Here is a 26,997-nt window from a genome sequence, read left to right as displayed (position 1 = left end):
TGATCCTAACCAAACTCCGAATACCGGGGAGTACTAGTCGGCAGACACACGGCGGGTGCTAACGTCCGTCGTGAAAAGGGCAACAACCCTGACCTCCAGCTAAGGTCCCCAAGTCATGGCTAAGTGGGAAAGGATGTGAGGATCCCAAAACAACCAGGATGTTGGCTTAGAAGCAGCCATCATTTAAAGAAAGCGTAACAGCTCACTGGTCTAAATAAGGGTCTTTGCGCCGAAAATGTAACGGGGCTAAAGCCATGCACCGAAGCTGAGGATGTGCCGCAAGGCACGTGGTAGCGGAGCGTTCCGTAAGCCTGTGAAGGGATACCCGTGAGGGGTCCTGGAGGTATCGGAAGTGCGAATGTTGACATGAGTAACGATAAAGAGGGTGAGAGACCCTCTCGCCGAAAGACCAAGGGTTCCTGCTTAAAGTTAATCTGAGCAGGGTTAGCCGGCCCCTAAGACGAGGCGGACACGCGTAGTCGATGGGAACCACGTTAATATTCGTGGGCCTGGTGGTAGTGACGGATCGCTTAACTTGTCTGGACTTATTGGATTGTCCAGGCCTGGACGCGGTCCCGGGAAATAGCTCCACCGTATAGACCGTACCCGAAACCGACACAGGTGGTCAGGTAGAGTATACCAAGGCGCTTGAGAGAACTGCGTTGAAGGAACTCGGCAAATTGCACGCGTAACTTCGGAAGAAGCGTGACCCTTTTGTACGCAAGTATGATGGGGTGGCACAGACCAGGGGGTAGCGACTGTTTATCAAAAACACAGGGCTCTGCGAAGTCGCAAGACGACGTATAGGGTCTGACGCCTGCCCGGTGCTGGAAGGTTAAGAGGAGGGGTGCAAGCTCTGAATCGAAGCCCCAGTAAACGGCGGCCGTAACTATAACGGTCCTAAGGTAGCGAAATTCCTTGTCGGGTAAGTTCCGACCTGCACGAATGGCGTAACGACTTCCCCGCTGTCTCCAACGCAGACTCAGTGAAATTGAATTCCCCGTGAAGATGCGGGGTTCCTGCGGTCAGACGGAAAGACCCCGTGCACCTTTACTATAGCTTTACACTGGCATTCGTGTCGGCATGTGTAGGATAGGTGGTAGGCTTTGAAGCAGGGACGCCAGTTCCTGTGGAGCCGTCCTTGAAATACCACCCTTATCGTCATGGATGTCTAACCGCGGTCCGTCATCCGGATCCGGGACAGTGTATGGTGGGTAGTTTGACTGGGGCGGTCGCCTCCGAAAGAGTAACGGAGGCGCGCGATGGTGGGCTCAGAGCGGTCGGAAATCGCTCGTCGAGTGCAATGGCATAAGCCCGCCTGACTGCGAGACTGACAAGTCGAGCAGAGACGAAAGTCGGTCATAGTGATCCGGTGGTCCCGCGTGGAAGGGCCATCGCTCAACGGATAAAAGGTACGCCGGGGATAACAGGCTGATGACCCCCAAGAGTCCATATCGACGGGGTTGTTTGGCACCTCGATGTCGGCTCATCGCATCCTGGGGCTGGAGCAGGTCCCAAGGGTTTGGCTGTTCGCCAATTAAAGCGGTACGTGAGCTGGGTTCAGAACGTCGTGAGACAGTTCGGTCCCTATCTGCCGTGGGTGTAGGAATATTGACAGGATCTGTCCCTAGTACGAGAGGACCGGGATGGACATATCTCTGGTGGACCTGTTGTCCTGCCAAGGGCATAGCAGGGTAGCTATATATGGAAGGGATAACCGCTGAAGGCATCTAAGCGGGAAACCCACCTGAAAACGAGTATTCCCTTGAGAACCGTGGAAGACGACCACGTTGATAGGCCGGGTGTGGAAGTGCGGCAACGCATGAAGCTTACCGGTACTAATCGTTCGATCGGCTTGATCGTTCCCATTGCTTATGCTCATCATGGATGCGCATCGCAATTCTTTGTCCTCACGCTGTCGGCCTTCGGCCGACGCTGCGGACGGCGCGCCAGACGACTGGCGGCTCGGCTCTGCCGGCTGCTGGAGTTGTCCGGATAAGACGCATGACGTGTTCAAAACGAAGCAATCGCTTCACCAGCTTCTCGACAATTTGCTCCCCTCCGGGGAGCAACGCTTGCGCTTTGCCGACCTGGTGGTTCTGGCGGGGTGGCTGCACCCGTTCCCATTCCGAACACGGCCGTGAAACGCCCCAGCGCCGATGGTACTTCGTCTTAAGACGCGGGAGAGTAGGTCGCTGCCAGGTCTGCAAATCGCAAGATAAAACATCTTCTCTCACAAACGCCGGCAAACGGCGAAAACAACACAAAACAAAAACGAAAGTTGACGCGGGGTGGAGCAGCCCGGTAGCTCGTCAGGCTCATAACCTGAAGGCCGCAGGTTCAAATCCTGCCCCCGCAACCAACAAAAACCCCCGGTGCCCAAACGCCCCGGGGGTTTTGCCGTTCCCCCGCAGCCACCGCGCAGACCTCCGCACAGACCGACCACATCGCGGTCGATGCGCTCTTGTGTTTGCCTCAGCACTCAACCCCAGCCTCTCTGCACGTTTCTCAGCCGCCGCAGGAAGCATCGCCCATCGATGCCATGATGCTGGCGATCGTCCGCCGAAGCGATGGCCGGCGTCTGGCGAACTCGCCAGATTTGTTCGTGGGATCGTTGAGGCTGGCTTGGCGGCTTCCGTTGTGTGATCCTTTCGATACGTCCTCCTTTTCCAGAACGGCGATCGCCGTGGCGCTCGTTGCTGAGATGCCCCGGAAATTTGCGGCCGCGAATGGCAGTGTTGAAGCAGGGCAGCGAGCCTAATACTTCCTGTTAAGCTGCCGCGCGGCGCGTCCCGAAATTGTTGATCCTGCTGTCGGGTCAAAGTATTCCTTTTGTCGACAAGAGGATTTGCCAAATGACCGACACCGACAACAATTCCCTTCCAGAACGAAAGCGCGGCTCCGGCGTGAAGATGGTCTACGACGTCCTCCGCGACGAGATCCTCGATCTGGTTCTGCCGCCCGGCAGCCCGATTGACGAGGTGCAACTGGCCGAGCGTTTCAAGCTCTCACGCACCCCGATCCGTGAGGCACTGGTGCGGCTGGCAGGGGAGGGGCTGATCGACACCCTGCCGAACCGATCGACGATGGTGTCGAACATCGATTTCCTCAACCTGCACACTTTCTTCGAGGCGCTGGTGCTGATGTATCGGGTGACGACCCGGCTTGCGGCGCAGAATCACCGTCCGGAAGACCTGCCGGTCATCCGCGGGTTCCACGAAGATTATGCGGCTGCCGTCCAGTCGCGTGACGCGCTGGCCATGATCGCCACCAATGCGGCATTTCACGCGGCAATCGCGGAGGCCGGCCGCAATCCCTATTTTACCGGCCTGTTTCGCCGTCTACTCGATGAAGGACGGCGGATTCTCCGCCTTTACTACCAATCCTATGAGGAACAGTTCCCACAGCGCTTCGTCGACGAGCACGCGGAACTCATCGCGGCGATTGAAACGCGCGACGTCGAGGCGGCAGATCGTCTCGGCAAGGCGCACGCCGAGCAGATCGTCGAACAGGTGCAGAAGCTGTTCACCCGAACCAACAAGCTCGACATCGCCCTGTAGTGGCCTTGTATGTTTCTTGTCGACAAATAAAATACAAGACGCTATTGTCAGTTTCGAAGGCACGGAAGCGGAGCCCGTAGGCTCGCCGGTGCCAGCGAGACAAGCCAAGAGGAGTTTCAAATGAAGGCGAAGATTTTCTCCGGCGTCATCCCTGCGCTGATGACCCCCTGCAAGGACGACCGCACCCCGGATTTCGACGCGCTCGTGCGCAAGGGCAAGGAGCTGATCGGCCAAGGCATGTCCGCCGTCGTCTATTGTGGCTCGATGGGTGACTGGCCGCTCCTGACGGACGCACAACGGATGGAAGGCGTCGAGCGTCTGGTCAAAGCCGGCATCCCGGTCATTGTCGGCACGGGCGCCGTCAACACCGCTTCGGCTGTTGCTCATGCGGCCCACGCCCAGAAGGTTGGTGCGAAGGGCCTGATGGTCATCCCGCGCGTGCTTTCGCGCGGCACGGTTGTCGCCGCGCAGAAGAACCACTTCAAGGCCATTCTCTCGGCTGCTCCGGATCTACCGGCGGTCATCTATAACAGCCCCTATTATGGCTTCGCCACCCGCGCCGACCTGTTCTTCGCACTGCGCGCCGAGCATCCGAACCTCGTCGGGTTCAAGGAATTCGGCGGCGCCGCCGACATGCGCTATGCGGCCGAGAACATTACCAGCCGTGACGACGGCGTCTCGCTGATGATCGGGGTCGACACCGCCGTGTTCCACGGCTTCGTCAACTGCGGTGCAACCGGCGCGATCACCGGCATCGGCTGCGTGCTGCCGAAAGAAGTCATCCATCTGTGCAACCTGTCTCAGGCAGCCGCCGAGGGCGACGTCGACGCACGCCAGCGGGCGCTGGAACTGGAGCAGGCGCTCGCCGTGCTTTCCTCCTTCGATGAAGGCCCGGATCTGGTTCTCTACTTCAAGCACATGATGGTGCTGAAGGGCGACAAGGAATACACGCTGCACTTCAACGAGACCGACGTGCTGTCGGAAAGCCAGCGTGGCTATGTCGAAGCCCAGTTCAAGCTCTTCAACACCTGGTACGCCGAGTGGTGCAAGCTTCCGGGCGCCGTACAGAAGTACAAAGCCTGATCGCCGCATCGGCCCTCAAAACAGAAGGCCCTCCAATCGGAGGGCCTTCTCGTTGGTGGCTTCGATTTCGAAATCGATCATCGTGCAGCAATTCAAAATGCCACAGCGACCTTTACGCGTCCGATGGACGCGCCCCGCAGTAGACGTGCAGACGCATTATCTTACGCGACGGCGTCCAGTCCAAGGGCGAGGAGTCGGTCGAGCTGGTCGATCTCGGCCTGTGTCAGGACGACGCCCTCTGCCTCGGACGTGGCGCGCGCCGCGAAGCGCCGCTGCGAGGGGAGGCGGGCCCCCTGGCCGGCGATCGCCTCGAACAGAACCTCCGCGCGTGCAAAGGGATTGCCCGGCCGCCCGGCCGCGAAGGCCTCCGGCGAGAAGGCGACGATGAGTTCGCCGTGGAACGGTGCCAAGGTGGTCGTGCCGAGGTAGTCGAGCACTTCGGGGCTCGTCAGGTCGCCGATCATGATGCCTGCGAGAAGCTCGATCATCGTTCCGATCGCCGAGCCCTTGTGGCCGCCGAACGGCAACATGGCGCCGGCGAGCGCCGCATCAGGATCGGTCGTCGGCTTGCCTTCCGCATCGATCGCCCAACCTTCGGGCAAGGGCTTGCCCGCCCGCCGGTGCAACTCGATCTCGCCGCGCGCTGCAACCGAGGTCGCGAAGTCGAAGACATAGGGCGGCTTGCCTTCGCGCGGCCAGCCGAAGGCGAAGGGATTGGTGCCGAGCAGCGGTTTGTTGCCGCCGGTGGGTGCCACGGTCGCATAGCTCGGGCACATGACGAGGCCGGCTAGTCCTTCTCCCGTCAGTCCTTCGACTTCGGGCCAAAGCGCCGAGAAATGCGTGCAATCATTGATGACGAGTGCGGCGAGGCCGAGCGCCCGGGCACGTTCGGCCAGCACCGGCAGGCCGAGTTCGAAGGCCGGATTGGCGAAGCCGCCCTTGGCGTTCACCTTGACAATGGCGGAGCCCTCATGCTTTTCCAGCTCCGGCACAGCTTCCGGCTTCACTTTGCCCGCCTTCACTGTCCGCAGAGCCCCTTCGATGCGATAGATACCGTGCGATTTGCAGGCATCGCGCTCACCGGCGACGATCACGCGAGCGAGCGCCCCGGCCTGAACGCTGTTGAGCCCCGCCCTGCGGAAGATCGCCTCGACGCGCTCGTGCAGTACACTGATCGAAAGGGTTGTGGTCTCGCTCATGATATTGCCTCTTGTCGCTACGCCGGCGGCGGTTGATATCATGCATACAAACAGTATACAAGGTTTCGACAGCTGCAATTCGTTCGCGGGTTGATCTTTGCGAAGCACCCGATTTTCTGAGAAAGGAACGTCAGATGGCCTTTACCCCAAAAGGAAAACACCTCGTCGCCGGCGAATGGCTCGAGGGGGCGGGCACCTTCGCCTCCGCCCCGGCCCACGGCCCGGTGCATCACTTTGCCGTTGGCACCGTCGAAATGGTGAACCGGGCCTGCGAGGCGGCCGAGGAAGCCTTCTGGAGCTTCGGCTATTCCTTGAGGGCGGAGCGCGCGGCCTTCCTGCGCGCCATTGCCGATGAGATCGAAGCCCGCGCCGATGCCATCACCGAGATCGGCAGCCAGGAGACCGGCCTGCCCGAGGCTCGTCTGCAGGGTGAACGGGGACGCACCACCGGGCAATTGCGGTTGTTTGCCGACCACATCGAAAAGGGCGAGCACCTGGACCGCCGCTTCGACGCGGCGATGCCGGACCGCCAGCCGGCGCCGCGTCCGGAGATCCGGCTCATCCAGCGGCCCATCGGTCCGGTCGCCGTCTTCGGCGCCTCGAACTTCCCGCTCGCATTCTCGACAGCCGGCGGCGACACCGCCGCGGCGCTTGCCGCAGGCTGCCCCGTGGTCGTGAAGGGCCATTCGGCGCATCCGGGCACCGGTGAAATCGTCGCCCAAGCCATCGAGGCGGCGATCCGCACGACCGGCGTTCATCCCGGCGTGTTCTCGCTGATCCAGGGCGGCAGCCGCGAAGTCGGCCACGGCCTGGTGCAGCACCCACTGATCAAGGCCGTCGGCTTCACCGGTTCGCTGGCTGGCGGCCGTGCGCTCTTCGACCTCTGCGCGGCGCGGCCCGAGCCGATCCCGTTCTTCGGCGAACTCGGCTCGGTCAACCCGATGTTCCTGCTGCCGGAAGCGCTGAACGCCCGGGCGGAGACGCTCGGCCAAGGCTGGGCCGGCTCGCTGACCATGGGCGCCGGCCAGTTCTGCACCAATCCCGGTATTGCCGTGGTCGTCGATGGTGCTGCCGCGAACCGCTTCACGACAGCCGCCGTAGAGGCGCTCGCCAAGGTCGCGCCGCAGACGATGCTCACCGACGGCATCGCGAAGGCCTATCAGGACGGGCAGGCGCGCTTCGCAAGCCGAAACGCCGTCAAGCCGCTACTCGTCACTCAGTCCTCCGGTCGTGCCGCATCGCCCAACCTTTTCGAGACGACCGGCGCGCGGTTCCTCTCGGATCATGCGCTCGGCGAGGAGGTCTTCGGACCGCTCGGTCTCGTGGTCCGGGTGGGCTCGCTCGACGAGATGGAGCAACTCGCGCGCGGTTTCGAGGGACAGCTGACCGCGACCATCCACATGGATTCCGCTGACCTGGACGCGGCCCGGCGCCTGCGCCCGGTGCTTGAGCGCAAGGCGGGGCGGGTGCTGGTCAACGGCTTCCCGACCGGGGTCGAAGTGGTCGATTCGATGGTGCACGGCGGACCCTATCCGGCCTCGACCAACTTCGGGGCAACCAGCGTCGGCACTCTGTCGATTCGACGTTTCCTGCGTCCGGTGGCCTACCAAAACATGCCGGAAGGCCTGCTGCCGGAGGACTTCCTCGGCTGATCCAAACGGCGCGCAAGCAATAAAAGGAGCTTTTCCACAAGGGAAAGCTCCCTTTAATTGCATCTGGATGCCAGGCTATATACTTTTTGTATTTTTCTTGTATTTTTACAATTGATTTGTGCTCTCCAATGCGGAATAGTGCGCCGCCGTAAGACGGCACACCATTCCAGGGAGAGAGAGATAATGAAGACCTCGGTGCTTGCGTTCGGCCTCGTTGCGGCCACAGCTTTGACCAGCCCGGCCCATGCCGACAAACTTGACGACATCATTGGCTCGGGGACCCTGCGCTGTGCAGTTGTGCTCGACTTCCCGCCGATGGGTTCTCGCGACGAGAACAACAATCCGATCGGCTTCGACGTCGACTACTGCAACGACCTTGCCAAGGCACTCGGCGTAACGGCAGAGATCGTGGAAACCCCGTTCCCGGACCGAATCCCCGCTCTCATGTCCGACCGTGTCGACGTCGGCGTTGCCTCGACCTCGGACACGCTGGAGCGGGCCAAGACCGTCGGCATGACGATGCCGTACTTTGCCTTCGAAATGGCCGTCACCGCCAACGACAAGTCGGGCATCAAGTCCTTCGAAGACATGAAGGGCAAGGTCGTCGGTGCGACGGCAGGCACATTCGAAGCGATCGCGCTGGAAAACCAGGTCAAGGCGTGGGGCGCCGGTGAGTTCCGTCCGTACCAGACGCAGGCTGATGTCTTCCTGGCGCTGAGCCAGGGGCAGATCGATGCAACGGTCTCCACCTCGACGGTGGCGCAGGCCAATGTGAAGACCGGAAAGTTCCCGGGCATCTCCGTGGTCGGCAAGGCGCCGTTCGATACCGATTATGTGGCGCTCTTCACCAACCGTGAAGAATACGGCCTGATCAACTACCTCAACCTGTTCATCAATCAGCAGGTTCGCACTGGCCGCTACAAGGAACTCTACGAAAAGTGGGTTGGCGGCGAGGTGCCGGAGCTGACGGTCAACGGCGTTTATCGCTGATCTAGCCGCTTCTCTGGCGGCGCGAGGCCTGCTGCATGGTTCCTTGAATCGTAGCCGATTTAAGGAAAAAACATGCAGCAATTCAAAGTGCTACAGCGTCCTTTGCGCGTCTCATAAGACGCGCGGCGCTGTAGCCTCGCGCCGCTATTCGTTTCCGAAAAGGCGAGACGAAAATGTTCAGTTATACCTTCCATTGGAACCAGGCGCTGAAGGCCCTGCCGCAGATGCTCGACGGAGCGCTGATCACCTTGCAGGTGGCGCTGCTGTCGATGGCCATCGGCCTGGCACTGGCGCTCGCGCTGACGGCCTGCCGCCTGTCCGGGAACCGCGTACTCGGTGGCTTTGCCACCGCCTGGGTCGAGATCGCCCGCAACACCCCGGCACTGTTCCAGATCTACATGGCCCATTTCGGCCTCGGCAATTTCGGCATCCATCTCAGCCCCTATACGGCGCTGCTCGTCGGGATCGCCTTCAACAATGCCGGCTACCTTGCCGAGAACTTCCGCGGTGCGCTGAAAGCCATTCCGGACACCCAGACGCGCGCCAGTCGCTCGCTCGGGATGACCCCGGTGCAGGCCTTCCGCTACATCGTCCTGCCGCAGATGCTGCGCGTTGCATTCCTGCCCGTCACCAACCAGATGGTCTGGGCGATCCTGATGACGTCGCTCGGCGTCACCGTCGGCATGAATTCCGATCTCGCCGGTGTCACCCAGGAGCTGAACGCGCGGTCGTTCCGCACATTCGAATTCTTCGCCCTTGCTGCCGTGATCTACTATGTCATCGCCAAGGCCGTGACGCTGGCGGCGCGCGCGCTCGCCTCGCGCATGTTCCGCTACTGAGAAAGGTGAGAGATGTTCAATACCGCCCTCACCATAAGTGACCTCGGCTTTCTCGCGCAGGGTGCGTTGATGACGCTCGCGGTCACGGCCGTCTCGGTCGCGGCCGGCACCGTGCTCGGTGTCATCTTCGGCGTCGTGCGTAACCAGCTCGGCACCTACTGGTCGGCGCCGCTCACCTTCGTGCTCGACGTCTTCCGCTCTGTGCCGCTGCTGATCCAGCTCGTCCTTGGCAACGCGTTCCAGTCGATCGCCAAGCTCGGCTGGCCTCCGTTCACGACGTCCTGCGTGGTGCTGTCGCTCTATACGGCGGCCTATTGCACCGAGATCGTGCGCGGCGGTATCGCCTCGGTGCCGCCGACGACGCGGCGCGCCGCCCGGTCGCTCGGCATGACCTGGTGGCAGGACATGCGCTATATCGTGGCGCCGCTCGCCACCCGCGTTTCGCTGCCGTCCTGGATCGGACTGACGCTCGGTGTCATGAAGGACTCCGCGCTCGTGCTCTGGCTCGGTCTGATCGAGCTACTGCGCGCCTCGCAGGTGCTCGTCACCCGCCTGCAGGAACCGCTTCTCATCCTCATGATCTGCGGTGCGATCTACTTCCTCATCAGCTTCCCAATCGCCCGGCTCGGCGGTTATCTTGAAAAACGGTGGTCCAATGATTGAGATCCAAAACGTCCGCAAATCCTTCGGCTCGCTGGAGGTTCTCAAAGGCATCGACCTCACCGTCAAGAAGGGTGAAGTCGTGACGGTCATCGGCGGCTCCGGCTCCGGCAAATCGACGCTGCTCACCTGCATCAACGGCCTCGAGCCGATCGATGCGGGCCGCATCCTGGTCGATGGTACCGAGGTCCACGCCAAGACGACCGACCTCAACAAACTGCGCCGCAAGATTGGCATCGTCTTTCAGCAGTGGAACGCCTTCCCGCACCTGACCGTTCTCGAGAACGTCATGCTGGCGCCGCGCAAGGTGCTCGGCATTTCCAAGGAGAAGGCCGAGGAGATTGCCGTCAAGCAGCTCACCCATGTCGGCCTGGGCGAGAAGCTCTCGGTCTACCCGACCCGCATGTCGGGCGGCCAGCAGCAGCGCATGGCAATCGCCCGTGCGCTCGCCATGTCGCCGGAATACATGCTGTTCGACGAAGTGACCTCGGCGCTCGATCCCCAGCTCGTCGGCGAAGTGCTCGATACGCTGCGCATGCTCGCCTCCGAGGGCATGACGATGATCTGCGTCACGCACGAGATGAAGTTCGCCCGCGAGGTTTCCGACCGGGTGGCCTTCTTCCACAAGGGCGTCATGGCGGAAATCGCGCCGCCGGAAGCGCTCTTCGGTGCGCCGAAGGATCCCGAACTGCAGAAGTTCCTCGCGGCGACGCACTGAGGCGATCATGAAAGATGCTGCTCAGCCTGACGTCATCGTGATCGGCGCCGGCGTTGTCGGCCTTTCCGCTGCAATCGCGGGCCAGACACGGGGGCTTTCCGTCGCCGTGCTCGACCGGGAGGGCCCCGCCGCCGGAGCGTCGGCGGGCAACGCCGGGGCTTTTGCCTTCACCGACATCCTGCCGCTTGCCTCGCCCGGCATCCTCAAGAAGGCGCCGAAGTGGCTGCTCGACCCGCTCGGGCCGCTGACCGTTCCGCCCGCCTACGCCGCACAGATCGCGCCGTGGATGTTCCGCTTCTGGCGCGCCTGCGCGCCGAAGCGGGTGGCGCATTCCACTGCAGCACAAACGGCGATGATGGACTTGTCGAAGGCGGAGCTGGAGCCCTTCCTTGCGGCGACCGGAACCTTGCCGATGCTGCGCAAGGAAGGCAATCTTCAGGTCTATGAGAGCGAGGCTGAACTGAAGGCTTCGCTGCCCGGCTGGAAGGCGCGGGCGGAGCACGGCATCGAGTTCCGTCACCTTGACGCCTCCGCCATGCGCCAGATCCAGCCCGGTCTTGCGCCGCGCTTCACCCACGGCACCTTCACGCCCGGCTGGTACTCGATCGCCGATCCGAAGCTTTATACGCTGGCGCTTGCCGACCATTTCGGCGCCCAGGGCGGGACGATCGAGCGCACTGAGATTGTGGCATTGAGACCGGTCGAGGGCGGGGTCGAGCTGACGGCGGCGGACGGCAAGACGCGGCGCGCCCGCCACGTGGTGCTTGCGGCCGGCGCCTTCTCGCACCGCATCGCCCGTACCCTTGGCGAGCGCATTCCGCTCGAGACCGAGCGCGGCTACAACACCACGCTTCCCTCAAACGCCTTCGACCTGCGCACCCAGATCACCTTCGGCGGCCACGGCTTCGTCGTCACGCGGCTTTCAACCGGCGTCAGGGTCGGTGGTGCCGTGGAACTCGGTGGCTTGAAGCTGCCGCCGAACTATCGTCGCGCGGAAGCCATGCTGAAGAAGGCGCAGACCTTCCTGCCAGGGCTGAAAGGCGAAGGCGGTGTGCAGTGGATGGGCTTCCGTCCGTCGCTGCCAGACAGCCTGCCGGCGATCGGCCGCGCCCGCGCCACGCCGCAGGTGATCTACGCCTTCGGCCACGGTCACCTCGGCCTGACGCAGTCGGCGGGGACGGCCCGGCTTGTCGCCGATCTCTTGACCGGCCAGAGGCCGGCCATCGACATCCAATCCTTCTCGCCTCAACGATTCTGACAGGGCGCCGATCACCCCTTTGCTCATGGATTTGTCGTAAAATGACCCAGCCGATCTCCGCTCGCACCATTCTGGGCGGCACCGCCCGTGGCCCCATCGTCGCCACCGGGGAGGCGCTGAGCTTCTGGGGCGGGGTCGACCCGGCGACTGGCCGCGTAATTGATGTGCACCATCCGCTGCATGGCCGCTGTCTGACCGGCAGCATCCTGCTGATGCCGTCGAGCCGCGGCTCCTGCACCGGCTCCGGCGTGCTGCTCGATCTCGCGCTGACGGGGCGCGCCCCGGCCGCGGTGGTGTTCTGCGAGGCTGAGGACGTCCTGACCCTCGGCGCGCTGATCGCCGCTGAAATGTTTGGCAAGCCGCTGCCGGTATTGCGGGTTTCGCGCGAGGCCTTTGAAGCGCTTTCGCAAGCAAAGACAGCGCAGATCAGCGACACAGCAATCAGGGCCGATGGTCTGACGATCACGGTCGAACCACCGGCCACGGCCGCGCTCGATCTCTCCGAGACTGATCGCGCCATGCTGGATGGCCGCGACGGCGTCGCGGTCCAGCAGGCCATGCGCATCATCTGCGCCATGGCAGCGCAGCAGGGGGCAGAGACGCTCGTGGACGTGGTGCAGGGCCATATCGACGGCTGCATCTATGCGAGCCCCGCGAACCTGACCTTCGCCGAGAAGATGGCGGAGATGGGTGCTGAGGTCCGGGTGCCGACGACCATGAACGCCATTTCGGTCGACCGGGCCAATTGGCAGGTGCAGGGCGTGCCGGCTGCCTTCGGCGACCCGGCGGCGCGACTGGCCGACGCCTATGTCCGCATGGGCTGCCGTCCGACCTTCACCTGTTCGCCCTATCTGCTCGACAGCGCACCGCGCGCCGGCGAATCCATCGCCTGGGCGGAATCCAATGCCGTGATCTTCGCCAACAGCGTGCTCGGCGCACGGACGGCGAAGCATCCCGATTTTCTCGACCTTTGCATCGCGCTCACCGGCCGCGCGCCGCGCTCCGGCGTTTATCTGAACGAACACAGGAAGGCCCGACGCGTGATCGACGTGGAGCTGCCTGAAGACGTAGACGACGCGTTCTGGCCGCTGATCGGTTATCTCGCCGGTCGCGTCGCGCCGGATCGCATACCGCTCCTGCGCGGGCTCGCCTCCGCGCAGCCGACGGGCGACGACCTCAAGGCGCTCTGTGCCGCGTTCGGCACCACCTCCGCTGCACCGATGCTGCATGTGGAGGGCGTCACGCCCGAGGCGGATGGCGCGGCGGCCGAAGACGCCGACTTCGCGACCATCACCCGTGCCGACATGGTGGCCGCCTGGTCGAGCTTGAACGAGGGACCGGACGAGGTGGAACTCGTCGCCATCGGCAGCCCGCATGCCTCGCTCGGCGAATGTCGCGCGCTCGCCGATGCGCTCGGTGGACGCAAGCGGCATGCCGAGGTCGCGGTGATCGTCACGGCTGCGCATCAGGTCATCGCCGAGGCGCGCAGCGAAGGTACGCTCGCCCGGCTCGAGTCAAGCGGTGTGCAGGTCCTTCCGGATCTCTGCTGGTGCTCGATTTCCGAGCCGGTGTTCCCGACCAAGACCCGCGCGCTGATGACCAATTCGGGTAAATACGCCCATTATGGTCCCGGTCTCTCCGGCCGCATTGTGCGCTTCGGCAGCCTCGCCGACTGCGTCAACGCGGCTCTGACCGGGCGCGTCCCGGCACGGCTGCCGGACTGGTTATCCTGAAACCTGAAAGGAGTTCGCGATGCGCAGCACGAAAACCATTCATGTCATCTCAGCCCACGCCGAGGGCGAGGTGGGCGATGTGATCGTCGGCGGCGTCGCGCCTCCGCCGGGTGAGACGATCTGGGAGCAGAGCCGCTGGATCGCCCGCGACCAGACCTTGCGCAACTTCGTCCTCAACGAACCGCGCGGCGGCGTCTTTCGCCACGTCAACCTGCTGGTTCCGCCAAAGCACCCGGAGGCCGATGCCGCCTTCATCATCATGGAACCGGAAGACACGCCGCCCATGTCCGGTTCGAATTCGATCTGCGTCTCCACAGTGCTCCTCGACAGCGGCATCGTCCCGATGCGGGAGCCGGTGACGGAGATGACGCTCGAAGCACCGGGCGGCCTCGTGCGCGTCCGTGCCGAATGCCGCAACGGCAAGGCCGAACGCATCTTCGTGCAGAACCTGCCGAGCTTTGCGGAGCGGCTGGACTCGAAGCTTGAGGTCGAGGGCCTTGGCACGCTCACGGTCGACACCGCCTATGGCGGCGACAGCTTCGTTATCGTCGACGCCGCTGCGATGGGCTTCAGCCTCAAGCCGGACGAGGCCCATGATATAGCGCGCCTCGGCGTGAGGATCACCAATGCCGCCAATGCGCAGCTCGGCTTTCACCACCCCGAAAATCCCGATTGGCGGCATTTCTCCTTCTGCCTCTTCGCGGGCCCCGTGGTGCGTACGGCAGAGGGCCTGCGCGCCGGAGCGGCCGTCGCCATCCAGCCGGGCAAGGTCGATCGCTCGCCCACCGGCACGGCGCTTTCGGCACGCATGGCCGTTTTGCACGCCCGCGGCGAGATGGGCCCCGAGGACAGGCTGACGGCAGTATCGCTGATCGGTTCGACCTTCACAGGCCGTATCGTCGGCACCGCCGAGGTCGGCGGTCGGCCGGCGATCCTGCCGGAAATCTCGGGCCGCGCCTGGATCACAGGCGTTCACCAGCACATGCTCGACCCTTCCGATCCCTGGCCCGAGGGTTACCGGCTGACCGACACCTGGGGCGCTCGCTGAGCCGGTTCGACCGCGGCAGGTTCAGCCGCCTTTTCTGGGCAAGAATCCGATCTGTTGCCGCTGCGGGTCTTCCTGTTTCAGCGTGCGGAGCATCGACTCGTATTCCCGCTCGACTTCGGGCGTCACGGACGGGCGGATTTCATCGAACGCCTTGTTGAAATGCTCAGGCGTGACGTCCTCAGCGTCGAGATTTTCTCTGAGCGCGATAAGGCCCGCGCGCCTTGTGAGGTCTTCAAGGTCGGCACCCGTGAACCGCTCGGTCCTTTGCGCGAGATCGTCGAGGTCGACGTCCTTGGCGAGCGGCATCTTGCGCGTGTGAATGCCGAGAATCTTGCGCCGCCCTTTTTGGTCCGGAACCGGGACATAGACAAGCTCGTCAAAACGGCCCGGTCGAAGCAGGGCGGGGTCGAGGAGGTTCGGCCGATTGGTCGCCGCCATGACGACGACGCCTTGCATGTCTTCCAACCCGTCCATTTCCGCCAGCAGGGTGTTTACCACGCGTTCGGTCACGGCGGGCTCGCCGATGCCGCCACCCCGCGCCGGCGCAAGGGAATCGATCTCGTCAATAAAGATCACCGTCGGCGCGACCTGCCTCGCCCGTTCGAAGAGTTGCGATACCTGCTGCTCCGACTCGCCGTACCATTTCGAAAGCAGGTCTGACGACTTGGTCGCAACGAAATTCGCCTCCGCTTCCCGCGCGACGGCCTTTGCCAGCAAGGTTTTCCCGGTCCCCGGCGGGCCGAACAGAAGGAACCCCTTGGCCGGGCGAATGCCCATTCGCTTGAATGATTGCGGAGATCGCAACGGCAATTCGACGCCTTCGCGAAGGCGCATCTGCGCTTCGTCCAGCCCACCGATGTCATCCCAGCGAACGTCGGGGGCCTGGATCATGATTTCGCGGAGTGCCGAAGGCTGTATCCGCTTCAGGGCGCTCAGGAAGTCGGCCTGGTTGACGCTCAGGTTTTCGAGGACCTCGGTCGGGATGCCCTCTCTGAGATTGATGTCGGGCAAGATTCTGCGAAGCGCATCCATCGCCGCCTCGCGCGCGAGCGCGCCGACATCCGCGCCGACAAATCCGTAGGTGGTTCTTGCGATTTCGTCGAGGTCGACGTCTTCCGCCAGAGGCATGCCGCGCGTGTGGATGGCAAGGACCTCGCGCCGGCCTTTCTGATCCGGCACTCCGATGACGATCTCGCGATCGAAGCGGCCTGGACGTCTCAGCGCTTCGTCAATGGAATCACGGCGATTGGTGGCACCGATGACCACGATGTTCTGCCTGGGCTCGAGACCGTCCATCAAAGTCAAAAGCTGCGCGACGATCCGGCGTTCCACTTCGCCGGTCACTTTCTCCCGTTTCGGCGCGATCGAGTCGATCTCGTCGAGAAAGATGATGGAAGGAGCGTTCTTGGCCGCCTCCTCGAATACCTGCCGCAGCCGTTGTTCGGATTCGCCATATTGGCTCCCCATGATTTCCGGCCCGGCGATATGAAAGAAATGGGCTTCGGTTTCGTTTGCAACCGCCCGCGCCAGAAGTGTCTTGCCGGTTCCCGGAGGGCCGTGAAGCAGCACGCCTTTCGGCGGATCGATGCCAAGACGCTGGAACAGCTCGGGATGGCGAAGCGGCAGCTCCACCATTTCCCGTACCTGATCGACCGCGTTTCCGAGGCCGCCGATGTCATCATAGGTGACGTCGGCCCGTCTGGCCTCCTTAGGCTCTTCGTATTCCGGCCGCAGTTCGACGACGGTATTTTCTCCCATCATGACGATGCCGCGCGGCTGGGTCGACACGACGACCAGACGGATCTCCTGAAGCCCATAGGCCGGAAGCTCGACCAGGCCGCGCATGATGTCATGCTCCGTGCGCACGTTGCGACTAATGCGCTGCTGCACAGATGTCGAGATCACATCCCCGGCAGCCATCGGGCGGCGAAAGAACGTACGCTGAAGCGCTTCGCCGGATCCCTGCAGGCGCAGGTTTTTCTGGGCTGGAGCGAGAACGACCCGCTGGGCGGGTTTCGCCTCCACCTTGTGAACCTCCACATAGTCGCCGCTGGTTGCGCCGGCGTTCACGCGCTGCAGGCCGTCCAATCTGATGATGTTGAGGCCCTCGTCTTCGCCATAGCCGCGGAAAGCGATCGCACCCGTATGACGTTTCCCGACAATCTCGATTATGTCGCCTTCTTCGACTCCGAGCGCCGACATGATCCTCGGCGTAATTCTCGCGAATGGTCCTCCTGAGTCTTCGGGACGGGTGTTGGCGACCTGAAGCTTGACGGTGTTGTCTTGGGATTGTGCCATTGAACTCTCCGGGGTCGGACATGGTCTGAAGGAGGGACGAGTGCAGTGCAGATCAGTTATACGACCAAACATATGGTTGAGGACAGGCATTTCCAGCTCGCCCGTCAGCGTTTCGGCATGGCCTCGAACAAGCTGATTTCACGTTGGGCACTGCAAATTGGTCAAGAGAGCCTGAAGTATACTGAGCGGTCTTCCCGGGGCGAATAAGCCAAGTTTCGTCGCTGGTCGAAAAAACCAAAACAGATGGGAGTGATAGGTTTCGGCCGCTGAAATCGGGGCTGTCAGCGTCAAATGAGGATATGGCGCATGGTGATACTGACACCGCAGGAAGCCGGAGGACGCGTGCTGATTGCAGAACGCAATCCACTTGTCATTGCGGCACTGCGCGGGCTCTTTTCGGAGAACACCAAGTTCTCGATCGTCGGCACCGCCAGCTCCTCTGCGGAATTATGTGAGAAGCTTGGGTCGGTCGAAGCGGATTGCGTGTTGCTTAGCTGGCAACTCATCGACGCGGAGGCGCCAGATGTGCTCGCCGACCTGGAACGGCTCGGTTTCGACCCGAGGATCGTGCTCTTCGCTGAAAGCCACAACCCGGCTGTCGTAAGCGAAACAATCCGGCTGGGCGTGAATGGGCTTTGTTATCAGTTCGAAGATCCGGAAATCCTTTTCGCCACGCTCACGGCCGTGATGAAAGGGCGCATTTGTATCCCTTATACCGTTCTCGCGAAGGTGCCGCATTCACCGTTTTCGCAACTCACGTCCCGTGAGAACGAGCTTTTGTCCATGCTGGCCGACGGCTGGAGCAATACGCAGATCGCAGCGCGGACCGGCATATCCGAAAACACCGTGAAATATCACCTCAAGAATCTCTACGACAAGCTCCAGGTCCGGAACCGGGCGATGGCGGTCGCGATCTACGCCAAGGAACGGCGTCGCATTCAAACATAAGCGCCCAATTTCCATCCCGGTCGTTTGGAGTCGACCTGGAGATCCGTGCGCTGTCAGGTGTCGATACACCCGGCGACGGGTGCCGACATTTCCTATGCGCTGCGCATACTCATGCGTCGTCGGCGAGAGCTTCGCCCGAACTGGTGGCGGGTCAGCCTCGTGTCGAGAGTAGGGCCATCATTCGCCAGGATTGGCTTTCCGGGTAGGGATTACCTACCCACCCTCCGAAACTGCCACCCGCCTGGGCCGACATTGCGCTGCCCGTCCGGCAATCCTTTCTGCCTGAGCGAGTGTTGTGCGGTGACCGCCCGAAAGGCAGCCTAAGCGCGGCAATCAAATCCCGTCCGCAGTCACTGGAGGATCCATGTCAGGCTACAATCATCTCTTCATTCCCGGCCCCACCAACATTCCCGAGCAGGTTCGCCAGGCCATGAACCTGCCGATGGAAGACATGCGCTCTCCGCGATTTCCCGAGCTGACGCTGCCGCTCTTCGCCGACTTGAAAAAGGTCTTCAAGAACCAAAATGGTCGCGTCTTCATCTTTCCTTCGTCGGGCACCGGCGCGTGGGAAGCAGCGATGACCAACGTGCTCTCCCCGGGCGACCGGGTACTGATGAGCCGCTTCGGTCAGTTCTCTCATCTCTGGGTCGACATGGCCGAGCGCCTCGGCTTCGAGGTCGATTGCCTCGACAGGGAATGGGGAACGGGCGTGCCAATCGAGCTCTATGCCGAGCGGCTCGCCGCCGACAAGGCGCACAGGATCAAGGCCGTCTTCGTCACGCATAACGAAACCGCGACCGGCGTGACCTCGGACGTCGCGGCCGTTCGCACGGCGCTCGACGCTTGCGGCCACCCGGCGCTGCTTTTTGTCGATGGCGTCTCCTCGATCGGCTCCATCGATTTTCGCCAGGACGAATGGGGCGTCGACTGCGCCGTTTCCGGCTCGCAGAAGGGCTTCATGCTGCCCGCCGGCCTCGGCTTCCTCTCGGTCAGCCAGAAGGCGCTGGAAGCGGCGAAGACGGCTCGTCACATGCGCTGCTACTTCTCCTTCGAGGACATGATCAAGACCAACGACACCGGCTACTTTCCCTATACGCCGCCGACACAACTCCTGCGGGGCTTGCGCGCCGCGCTCGACGTGATCTTCGAGGAAGGCCTCGAGAATATCTTCGCGCGTCACCACCATCTCGCCAATGGCGTGCGGGCCGCAGTCTCCGCCTGGGGGCTCAGGCTCTGCGCGACGGAGCCGAAGTGGCATTCCGACACGGTATCGGCGATCCGGCTGCCGGAAGGGATCGATGGCGCCGAGGTCATCCGCCACGCCTATCAAACCTACAGTACCTCGCTCGGTAGCGGGCTCAGCAAGGTGGCGGGCAAGGTCTTCCGGATCGGCCATCTGGGATCGCTGAACGAGGTGATGGTGCTCGGTGCGCTCTCGGCCGCCGAACTCACGCTGCTCGATTGCGGCGTGGCGATCGAGCCCGGTTCCGGCGTCGGTGCCGCGATCAAGCAGTTTCGTTCCGCTGCCACGACGGCAACCGCCAAGGCGGCCTGAACAGGAGAGGGAGCATTCATGAGTCATACGATAAACCACCTCCGCCGGCTCCGCCTGCAGCGCAGCGAACTCGCGGTTCCGGGCTCGAATCCGGAGATGATCGAGAAGGCGGCCAATTCGGAGGCCGATTATATTTTCCTCGACATCGAGGATGCCGTGGCGCCGCCGGACAAGGAGCGAGCCCGCGCCAACATCGTCGCCGCGCTCAATCAGATCGACTGGCGCGGCCGCGGCAAGACCATCTCCGTCCGCATCAACGGCCTCGATACGCACTACATGTACCGCGACGTCGTTGACCTCATGGAACAGGCGGGTGACCGGATCGACACGTTGCTTGTGCCGAAGGTCGGCGTGCCGGCCGATCTCTACATGGTCGAAGCCATGGTCAACCAGATCGAGATTGCCAAGGGCTACAAGACCCGCGTCGGTCTCGAAGCGCTGATCGAGACCGCGCTCGGCATGGCCAATGTCGAAGCCATCGCCTCCTTCGGCGGACGCCTCGAAGCGCTGCATTTCGGCGTCGCGGACTATGCCGCGAGCCTCAAGGCGCGCACGGTCAATATCGGCGGGCTCAACCCGGATTACCCCGGCGACCAGTGGCATTTCGGCCTGTCGCGCATGACGGTCGCATGCCGCGCCTATGGCCTGCGGGCGATCGACGGACCCTTCGGCGACTTCTCCGATCCCGAAGGCTACAGGGCTGCTGCGCGTCGTGCCGCCGCTCTTGGGATCGAGGGCAAATGGGCGATCCATCCGAGCCAGATCGCGCTCGCCAACGACATCTTCTCCCCGCCGGAGAAGGAAGTCGATCGCGCTCGCCGCATCATCGACGCGCTGAAGCTTGCCGAGAGCCAGGGCAAGGGTGCGGCATCGCTCGACGGCAAGATGATCGACGCCGCATCCGAGCGCATGGCACGCAACGTGCTCGCCACCCATGAAGCAATCATCGCCAGCCGCTGAGGGAGGCAGACATGGACATTCACGAATATCAGGCCAAGGAACTTCTGTCCCGCTACCAGATCCACATTCCACGCGGCGGGCTGGCCTACAGCCCGGAACAGGCGGCCTATCGCGCGAGCGAGATCGGCGGCGACCGCTGGGTCGTGAAAGCGCAGATCCATTCCGGCGCGCGCGGCAAGGCGGGCGGCATCAAGCTCTGCGCGTCCGACCACGAGATCGTCGCGGCTGCCGACGCCATGCTCGGTGCCAAGCTGGTGACGCACCAGACCGGCCCGCAGGGCAAGCTGGTGAGCCGTCTCTACGTCGAGGAGGCGATGGACATCGAGCGTGAGATCTATCTCGGCTTCGTGCTCGACCGCAAATCCGAGCGTATCATGATCGTCGCGTCGTCTTCGGGCGGTATGGAGATCGAAGAGATCGCCGAGGCCGAACCGGACTCAATCATCCGCGCCACGGTTGATCCCGGCGTCGGCATGCGGGATTTCCAGGCGCGCGAGATCGCATTCGGTCTGGGTATCGACAATGCCCTCGTCGGTCGCGCCACTCAGACGCTCATGGGCTGCTACCGCGCCTTCGTCGACTATGATGCGTCGATGCTGGAGATCAATCCGCTGGTCGTGACCCGCCGGGGCGACCTCGTGGCCCTCGACGCCAAGATGAGCTTCGACGAGAACGCACTCTTTCGCCGGCCTCAAATCGCGGAGATGCGCGACAAGAGCCAGGAGGACCCGCGCGAGACATACGCATCCGATCGCGGCCTCTCCTATGTCGGCCTCGACGGCAATATCGGCTGCATCATCAACGGTGCGGGCCTGGCGATGGCGACCATGGACATGATCAAGATCGCCGGCGGCGAGCCCGCGAACTTCCTCGACATCGGAGGTGGCGCTTCGCCCGAGCGCGTGGCGAAATCGTTCCGTGCAGTGCTCAGGGACAACAACGTCGAGACGATCCTCGTCAACATCTTTGCCGGCATCAACCGCTGCGACTGGGTGGCAGAGGGCGTGATCAAGGCATTGCGCGAGGTCGGCGTGCCGGTGCCGCTCGTTGTCCGCCTCTCCGGTACCAACATGGAAGAGGGCCGGCGCATCCTCGCCGAGTCAGGCGAGAACATCATCATCGCGGAGACGCTGGCGGAAGCCGCCGAAAAGGCGGTCGGCGCATGGCGTTCCTATACTGCCACCAAGGCTGCTTGAGGGAGTCCGATACATGTCCATTCTTCTCGACAGGAACACCCCCGTCATCGTGCAGGGCTTCACCGGCAAGATCGGCAGCTTCCACGCCGAAGACATGAAGCGCTACGGCACCAATGTCGTCGGCGGCGTGACCCCCGGAAAGGGGGGCCATACCCATCTCGGCTTGCCGGTCTTCAATACAGTGAAGGGCGCAGTGCAGGAGACCGGCGCGGAGGCTTCGATCGTGTTCGTGCCGCCGCCCTTTGCTGCCGACTCCATCATGGAGGCGGCGGACGCCGGTATTCGGCTCTGCGTCTGCATCACCGATGGCATTCCCTCCCAGGACATGACCAGGGTCAAACGATATATGAGGCGTTATCGCTTTGAGGATCGCATGACGCTGATCGGCCCGAACTGCGCCGGCATGATCACGCCCGGCGAGGCGCTCATGGGCATCATGCCGGGTTCGATCTACCTGCCGGGCCGCATCGGCATCGTCGGCCGATCCGGCACGCTCGGCTATGAGGCGGCAAGCCAGATGAAGGCGCTGGGCATCGGCGTGTCGACATCGGTCGGCATCGGCGGCGACCCGGTCAACGGATCCTCCTTCAAGGACATGCTGGAACTCTTCGAGAAAGATCCCGACACCGATGCGGTCCTGATGATCGGCGAGATCGGTGGCCCTCAGGAAGCGGAGGCAGCGCTTTGGGCGCGGGACCACATGAAGAAGCCGCTGATCGCCTATATCGCCGGCCTTTCAGCACCGAAGGGCCGCCGCATGGGCCATGCCGGCGCGATCATCTCCGCCTTCGGGGAATCGGCCCAGGAAAAGGTCGAGATCCTCAAGGGTGCGGGCGTCACGATCGTGCCGACGCCATCGTCGTTCGGCGAAACGGTGGCGGACGTATTGGCCGCCATGACCAAGGCTGCGTGATTGCAGAGACCCGGCATGCCGGTGACTCGTCCCTGACCGGGAGAGGTGGAGCGCGCGCTTGCCGTGCGCTTCGGGCAGGGACGCTCACCGGCTGCGGGTCCCCAGATGGATGTCAAAAACGTCGCGGTTCTGCCGCATATCGAGCCGCAATCCACGGGACGGGACCTTATGAATGGCGAATTCGCCATCGGTAGCCTGGAGGTTAACGACCGCATGTTTCGCTGAATCCTAACCGGTTCAGGAAAAACATGCAGCAATTCAAAGTGTTACGGCGCCCTGCGAACCTGACAGAACGTGCGGCGCTGTGGGAGGAGTAAAAATGGAGCGATCACGACCGAGTGGGATCGACCCGGCCGTATTCTGGCCGGCCATGTTCATCATCCTGGGATTTGTCGGCTGGGGGACGGTATTCCCTGAAAGCCTGTCCGCCGTCTCGAAGACGGTTCTCGATGCAATCATCGCCGACTTTGGCTGGAGCTTCGTCTTTTCTTCTGCCGGCTTCGTGGTTTTCGCCCTGTTTCTGGCGATGAGCCGCTTCGGCAAGATCCGGCTTGGACAGGACGACGAGCGCCCGGAATTCCGCACGGCCTCGTGGATCTGCATGATGTTCAGCGTCGGAATGGGCATCGGCCTGATGTTCTGGGGCGTCGCAGAACCAATCTACCATTTTGCAGATCCGCCCCACGGACAGGCCGAGCCAAGGACCCTCGAGGCGGCCCTTGTTGCGATGAAATATTCCTATTTCCATTGGGCGCTGCATCCCTGGGCCATTTACGCTGTCGTCGGCCTGGCGATCGCCTATTTCACCTTCCGCAAGGGAAAATCGAACCTGATTTCCGCTGCCTTCACGCCGATTCTCGGCGAGGCGGCGAGCGGGCCGATCGGCAAGGCGATCGACGTGCTTGCGCTGATTGCAACGCTGTTCGGGACCGCCACCTCGCTCGGTCTCGGCGCACAGCAGATCAACAGCGGCATGAACTTTCTCTGGGGCACGGGCGTTTCCAATGCCATCGCGCTTGCGATCATCGGTGTCATGACGGTGCTGTTCATACTCTCGGCCGTGTCTGGCGTCGGCAAGGGGATCCAGTTCCTCTCCAACATGAACATGATCATCGCGATGCTGCTGCTGGTATTCCTGGTGTGCATCGGGCCAACGATCTTCATGTTCAATACGTTCACTGAATCATTGGGCTTCTATCTGAGCGACCTCGTGTCCATGTCGTTGCGCACGGCCGCCTTCAGCGACGGCAAGTGGCTCGGCAACTGGACGATCTTCTATTGGGCCTGGTGGATATCCTGGGCGCCCTTCGTCGGCGTATTCATCGCGCGGATCTCGCGCGGCCGAACGATCAAGGAGTTCGTGATCGGCGTGATCCTGATCCCGAGCGGCGTGACCTTCATCTGGTTCACGATCATGGGCGGCACGGCATTCCATTCCGAACTCTTCGGCGCCGGCGGGATTGTCGAGGCCGTTACCAAGGAGGGCGCTGCAGTTTCGCTCTTTACCCTTCTGGCGCAGTATCCATTTGCATGGCTGACGTCGTTGACCGCAATTTTCCTGGTTGCGATCTTCTTCATCTCGGGCGCGGATGCAGGCGCGGTCGTAATGGGGATGCTCTCATCGCGCGGCACGCTGGAGCCAAAGCCTGGCGTTGTCGTCCTTTGGGGTGTCCTTGCCGGCGCCTCGGCCGCGGTGCTTCTCGTCATGGGCGGGCTTCAAGGCCTCCAGACCGCATCGATTATCGCTGCCGCACCTTTCCTGCTGGTGATGATCGGGCTCTGCTTTTCGCTATGGCACGCCCTTCTCGATGAGCCCGAGGAGGGAAGGGCGGGGCGCCCCGTGCCGACATCCGCGATGCCTGGCACGGGAGATGTCGAAGCGTCCGAGCTTGTACCTGAAGCAGCGTCGTGAATGAGATCGTCCAGTTGCACCGTCGGTCCGGAGGGGCCGACGGTAGAGAGGCGGACACTGCCCAAAACGGCGAAAGGGCCGTGGGGACTGTCAGGCCCGTCGCAATACTTGCCGTGAGGTGATCTGCGAGGTCAGGGATGCGTCACGCGGCCGACGCACATTCGTCTGGGCGCCCAGCAGGCATTCTCATGATGCGGCCCCGCGCTTCCTGCGGCGAACACCCAAACGTTTCGCGGTAGCACTTGGAGAAATGCGAAGCGGACACGAAGCCGCAGGCGATAGCGACTTCCACGACAGGCATCGTCGACTGTACCAGCAGCAATTGGGCGCGCTCGAGGCGGAGTTTCAAATAATACCGTGCCGGCGAACAGTGCAGCTCGTTGCGAAACAGCCGCTCGACCTGGCGCCGTGAAAGTCCAATTGAAGAGGTAAGCTCTTCCACTTGCATCGGTTCGGTCAGGCTCTTCTCCATCTTCTCGACCAGCTTCAGCACAATGGGATCTCGAACCCCAACGCGTTGGGCGAAGGGAAGGCGCTGCCGCTCCCCCGGGTCCCGCACGCGGTCGACAAGCGCGAGTTCGCATATGCCGCTCACAACGCTCTCGTCGAAATCGCGGCCGATGATGTGGAGCATCATGTCGAAGGAAGCAGCTCCGCCAGCGCAGGTATAGATGTTACCGTCGACCTCGTAGATTCCACTGCTGGCGTTTGCCGCGCCAAAGCGCTCGACAAATCCGGGTTGATTCTCCCAGTGGATCGCACATTTCCTCTCGTCGAGCAGTCCGGCTCTCGCCAGGATATGGGCGCCCGTGCACAGGCCCGCGACAGCGACGCCACGATTGCGACATTCGCGCAGCCACGCATCGGCCGCACGGTCGACGTGGCGCTCCACATGCTTTCCCCCGCAAATGACGGACACCGAGGGACGCAGGCGGCTGGTGAGATGCTGGCGTTCAACCGCGACCGAGTTGTCGGCTTCAAGCGTGAGCCCGCAGCTCGCGCGCACCTTGGCGCCGTCGGACGAGACCACGCGCCAGGAGTAGGCTTCGTAACCGACGACGGCGTTTGCCAGCCGCAAGGCCTCGACCGCGGAGGAGAACGCCAGCATCGTGAATTCCGGCACAAGGTAGAAGGCAAACAGACGCTGTTCAGCGCTCACTATTCTCATCCAAAATCCTCCCCCTCCGACGGCCGAATGGCTTGGGTATCCCCCAGCGTCGCACTGTGGCCAATCCGCGACCTATCCTGAAATATTGACTTGCGTCGGGGATCTGAAAAGAATGATTGCGTCATATCGGCAGTAGAAATGAGACAGTATGGCTGTAAACGACGTTTCACAGCGGAGTGTGCGGCGCGATCAGGATGCGCGCCTGACGGTGGGGTTTGTCCTGGTGCAGCGATTTACGCTCTGTGCCTTCGCCAACTTCGTGGACGTGTTGCGCCTCGCGGCGGATGAAGGCGACCGTAGTCGGCCAATTCAATGCCGATGGAAAGTCGTCGCCCCGGACATGAGGCCGATCACAGCTAGCTGCGGTGTCTCCGTTCAGCCTCACGAGGTTTTCGGCAATCCCAAACTCTTCGACTATATCGTGGTGGTCGGCGGCCTTATCGATGAAATGGACCGGCCCGACGAGCGGGTAGAGCGTTACCTGCGGCAGGCCGCGGCGGCCGGGGTGCCACTGGTCGGCCTCTGCACCGGCACGTTCATCCTCCATCGTGCCGGTTTAATGGAGGGCTATCGAGGCTGTGTGAGCTGGTTTCACCATCAGGATTTTCTCTCGCAGTTCGACGGGTTCAGGCCGATATCCGACCAGATCTTCGTGGTCGACCGCGATCGCCTCACTTGCTCGGGCGGAACGAGCACGGCCCACCTTGCGGCATTCCTGGTCGACAGGCACATCGGCAAGGCTCAATCCACGAAGAGCTTGAATATCATGATGATCAGCGAGGCGGAGGACGGGGGAACGCCGCAGCCCGGCCTGACGCTCAGCTTCCGGACCAAGGATCCAATTGTCAGGAAGGCGCTTTTGCTGATGCAGCAAAGCCTGGACACGCCTCTCTCCGTCTCCGAGATAGCAAGGAACCTGAAAGTCGGTAAGCGGTGTCTTGAACGGCATTTCAGGGAAGCGCTTGGAACTTCACCCCTGACTGCGTTCATCGAGATGAGGCTCTTGCTCGCGCGCCATATGCTTGAAAATACCGACAAGTCGATTGCGATGGTCGCGGCGGAAAGCGGCTTTTGTGATTCATCCCATCTCAGCCGGATGTTTCGCAGGCGGTTTTCCAACACACCGCAAAATTTCCGCGCATCCCTGGGGTCTTAGATGACCAGCGAGACTGAAGGCACGTGCTGATCCGGCGATAGGACGCAGCCGCCGCGGCGTCCGTCGATACGCTGTCAGCGCCAGCGCGGCAATAGTCCCTCGCCACCGGCGAAACCATGACGCATTCCGCGTGCTGTTCGACGCATATGAG

20 protein-coding genes, 1 tRNA gene and 2 rRNA genes (1 of these 23 only partly in view) are annotated in these 26,997 nt (G+C 62.4%); 20 read left to right on the top strand and 3 right to left on the bottom strand.

Annotation, left to right across the window (positions count from 1 at the left end):
* The 5 genes from GHK62_RS25600 to GHK62_RS25580 all read left to right on the top strand — a co-directional run.
* Window positions 1-1,863, top strand: a 23S ribosomal RNA gene (locus tag GHK62_RS25600) (it extends 1,036 nt beyond the left edge of the window).
* A 226-nt stretch (window positions 1,864-2,089) separates the two neighbouring features.
* Window positions 2,090-2,204, top strand: a 5S ribosomal RNA gene (gene rrf, locus GHK62_RS25595).
* An 81-nt stretch (window positions 2,205-2,285) separates the two neighbouring features.
* Window positions 2,286-2,362 (top strand) — tRNA-Met (locus tag GHK62_RS25590).
* Window positions 2,363-2,855: 493 nt separating this feature from the next.
* On the top strand, window positions 2,856-3,560 hold the full coding sequence (locus GHK62_RS25585; protein WP_153441832.1) for a GntR family transcriptional regulator: 705 nt from the start codon (window positions 2,856-2,858) through the stop codon (window positions 3,558-3,560).
* 120 nt (window positions 3,561-3,680) lie between these two features.
* Window positions 3,681-4,643, top strand: a complete 963-nt coding sequence (locus GHK62_RS25580) for a dihydrodipicolinate synthase family protein (RefSeq protein ID WP_153441831.1) — start codon at window positions 3,681-3,683, stop codon at window positions 4,641-4,643.
* 161 nt (window positions 4,644-4,804) lie between these two features.
* Here GHK62_RS25580 and GHK62_RS25575 read toward each other — a convergent pair whose 3' ends face one another.
* Window positions 4,805-5,842 (bottom strand): Ldh family oxidoreductase, encoded by a 1,038-nt coding sequence (locus GHK62_RS25575; RefSeq protein ID WP_153441830.1) that lies wholly within the window; start codon window positions 5,840-5,842, stop codon window positions 4,805-4,807.
* A 134-nt stretch (window positions 5,843-5,976) separates the two neighbouring features.
* Between GHK62_RS25575 and GHK62_RS25570 the strand changes: the two genes are divergently transcribed.
* From GHK62_RS25570 to GHK62_RS25535, 8 genes are all read left to right on the top strand, one after another.
* Complete coding sequence (locus GHK62_RS25570; protein ID WP_153441829.1) at window positions 5,977-7,494, top strand: aldehyde dehydrogenase (NADP(+)); 1,518 nt, start codon at window positions 5,977-5,979, stop codon at window positions 7,492-7,494.
* A gap of 183 nt (window positions 7,495-7,677) precedes the next feature.
* Entirely contained in the window at window positions 7,678-8,484 is an 807-nt protein-coding gene (locus GHK62_RS25565) for an ABC transporter substrate-binding protein (RefSeq protein ID WP_153441828.1), read from the top strand.
* A gap of 173 nt (window positions 8,485-8,657) precedes the next feature.
* Entirely contained in the window at window positions 8,658-9,323 is a 666-nt protein-coding gene (locus tag GHK62_RS25560; RefSeq protein ID WP_153441827.1) for an amino acid ABC transporter permease, read from the top strand.
* 12 nt (window positions 9,324-9,335) lie between these two features.
* Window positions 9,336-9,986 (top strand): amino acid ABC transporter permease, encoded by a 651-nt coding sequence (locus tag GHK62_RS25555; protein WP_153441826.1) that lies wholly within the window; start codon window positions 9,336-9,338, stop codon window positions 9,984-9,986.
* Window positions 9,979-10,701, top strand: coding sequence for an amino acid ABC transporter ATP-binding protein (locus GHK62_RS25550; RefSeq protein WP_153441825.1), 723 nt, complete (start codon window positions 9,979-9,981; stop codon window positions 10,699-10,701). The genes GHK62_RS25555 and GHK62_RS25550 overlap by 8 nt, the downstream gene beginning before the upstream one ends.
* A gap of 7 nt (window positions 10,702-10,708) precedes the next feature.
* Window positions 10,709-11,959: an NAD(P)/FAD-dependent oxidoreductase gene (locus GHK62_RS25545; protein ID WP_153441824.1), complete on the top strand. Its 1,251-nt coding sequence runs from the start codon at window positions 10,709-10,711 to the stop codon at window positions 11,957-11,959.
* Between the two features lie 41 nt (window positions 11,960-12,000).
* The gene (gene lhpI, locus GHK62_RS25540; RefSeq protein WP_153441823.1) at window positions 12,001-13,692 is read left to right on the top strand and encodes a cis-3-hydroxy-L-proline dehydratase; all 1,692 of its coding nucleotides are present in this window, start codon (window positions 12,001-12,003) and stop codon (window positions 13,690-13,692) included.
* A gap of 19 nt (window positions 13,693-13,711) precedes the next feature.
* Window positions 13,712-14,740, top strand: a complete 1,029-nt coding sequence (locus GHK62_RS25535) for a trans-3-hydroxy-L-proline dehydratase (RefSeq protein WP_153441822.1) — start codon at window positions 13,712-13,714, stop codon at window positions 14,738-14,740.
* A gap of 21 nt (window positions 14,741-14,761) precedes the next feature.
* On the opposite strand, the gene GHK62_RS25530 is transcribed toward GHK62_RS25535, so the two are convergent.
* Window positions 14,762-17,038 carry a CDC48 family AAA ATPase gene (locus GHK62_RS25530; RefSeq protein ID WP_153441821.1) on the bottom strand — a complete coding sequence of 759 codons (2,277 nt, stop codon included), beginning with the start codon at window positions 17,036-17,038 and terminating at the stop codon, window positions 14,762-14,764.
* Between the two features lie 306 nt (window positions 17,039-17,344).
* Between GHK62_RS25530 and GHK62_RS25525 the strand changes: the two genes are divergently transcribed.
* The 6 genes from GHK62_RS25525 (at window position 17,345) to GHK62_RS25500 (ending at window position 24,522) form a co-directional block, all read left to right on the top strand.
* On the top strand, window positions 17,345-17,986 hold the full coding sequence (locus tag GHK62_RS25525; RefSeq protein WP_153441820.1) for a response regulator transcription factor: 642 nt from the start codon (window positions 17,345-17,347) through the stop codon (window positions 17,984-17,986).
* A gap of 364 nt (window positions 17,987-18,350) precedes the next feature.
* The gene (locus GHK62_RS25520; protein WP_153441819.1) at window positions 18,351-19,541 is read left to right on the top strand and encodes an aminotransferase class V-fold PLP-dependent enzyme; all 1,191 of its coding nucleotides are present in this window, start codon (window positions 18,351-18,353) and stop codon (window positions 19,539-19,541) included.
* An 18-nt stretch (window positions 19,542-19,559) separates the two neighbouring features.
* Window positions 19,560-20,501 (top strand): HpcH/HpaI aldolase/citrate lyase family protein, encoded by a 942-nt coding sequence (locus GHK62_RS25515; protein ID WP_153441818.1) that lies wholly within the window; start codon window positions 19,560-19,562, stop codon window positions 20,499-20,501.
* 11 nt (window positions 20,502-20,512) lie between these two features.
* Window positions 20,513-21,697: a malate--CoA ligase subunit beta gene (locus GHK62_RS25510; RefSeq protein ID WP_153441817.1), complete on the top strand. Its 1,185-nt coding sequence runs from the start codon at window positions 20,513-20,515 to the stop codon at window positions 21,695-21,697.
* A gap of 13 nt (window positions 21,698-21,710) precedes the next feature.
* Window positions 21,711-22,610, top strand: a complete 900-nt coding sequence (gene sucD / locus GHK62_RS25505) for a succinate--CoA ligase subunit alpha (protein ID WP_153441816.1) — start codon at window positions 21,711-21,713, stop codon at window positions 22,608-22,610.
* Between the two features lie 319 nt (window positions 22,611-22,929).
* Window positions 22,930-24,522: a BCCT family transporter gene (locus GHK62_RS25500; RefSeq protein ID WP_153441815.1), complete on the top strand. Its 1,593-nt coding sequence runs from the start codon at window positions 22,930-22,932 to the stop codon at window positions 24,520-24,522.
* A gap of 142 nt (window positions 24,523-24,664) precedes the next feature.
* Here the strand turns inward: GHK62_RS25500 and GHK62_RS25495 are convergent, their stop codons facing one another.
* A complete protein-coding gene (locus GHK62_RS25495; protein ID WP_153441814.1) occupies window positions 24,665-25,690 on the bottom strand; it encodes a GlxA family transcriptional regulator in 1,026 nt (341 codons plus the stop codon).
* Between the two features lie 148 nt (window positions 25,691-25,838).
* Here GHK62_RS25495 and GHK62_RS25490 point away from each other — a divergent pair, with 148 nt between their 5' ends.
* Window positions 25,839-26,846 carry a GlxA family transcriptional regulator gene (locus tag GHK62_RS25490; RefSeq protein ID WP_167528358.1) on the top strand — a complete coding sequence of 336 codons (1,008 nt, stop codon included), beginning with the start codon at window positions 25,839-25,841 and terminating at the stop codon, window positions 26,844-26,846.
* The last annotated feature ends 151 nt before the right edge of the window (window positions 26,847-26,997 follow it).

Source organism: Sinorhizobium terangae (assembly GCF_009601505.1).
In the GTDB taxonomy this organism is placed as follows: domain Bacteria; phylum Pseudomonadota; class Alphaproteobacteria; order Rhizobiales; family Rhizobiaceae; genus Sinorhizobium; species Sinorhizobium terangae.
Note: the sequence above shows the minus strand (reverse complement) of the source record. Positions and strands in the feature narration are given on the sequence as shown.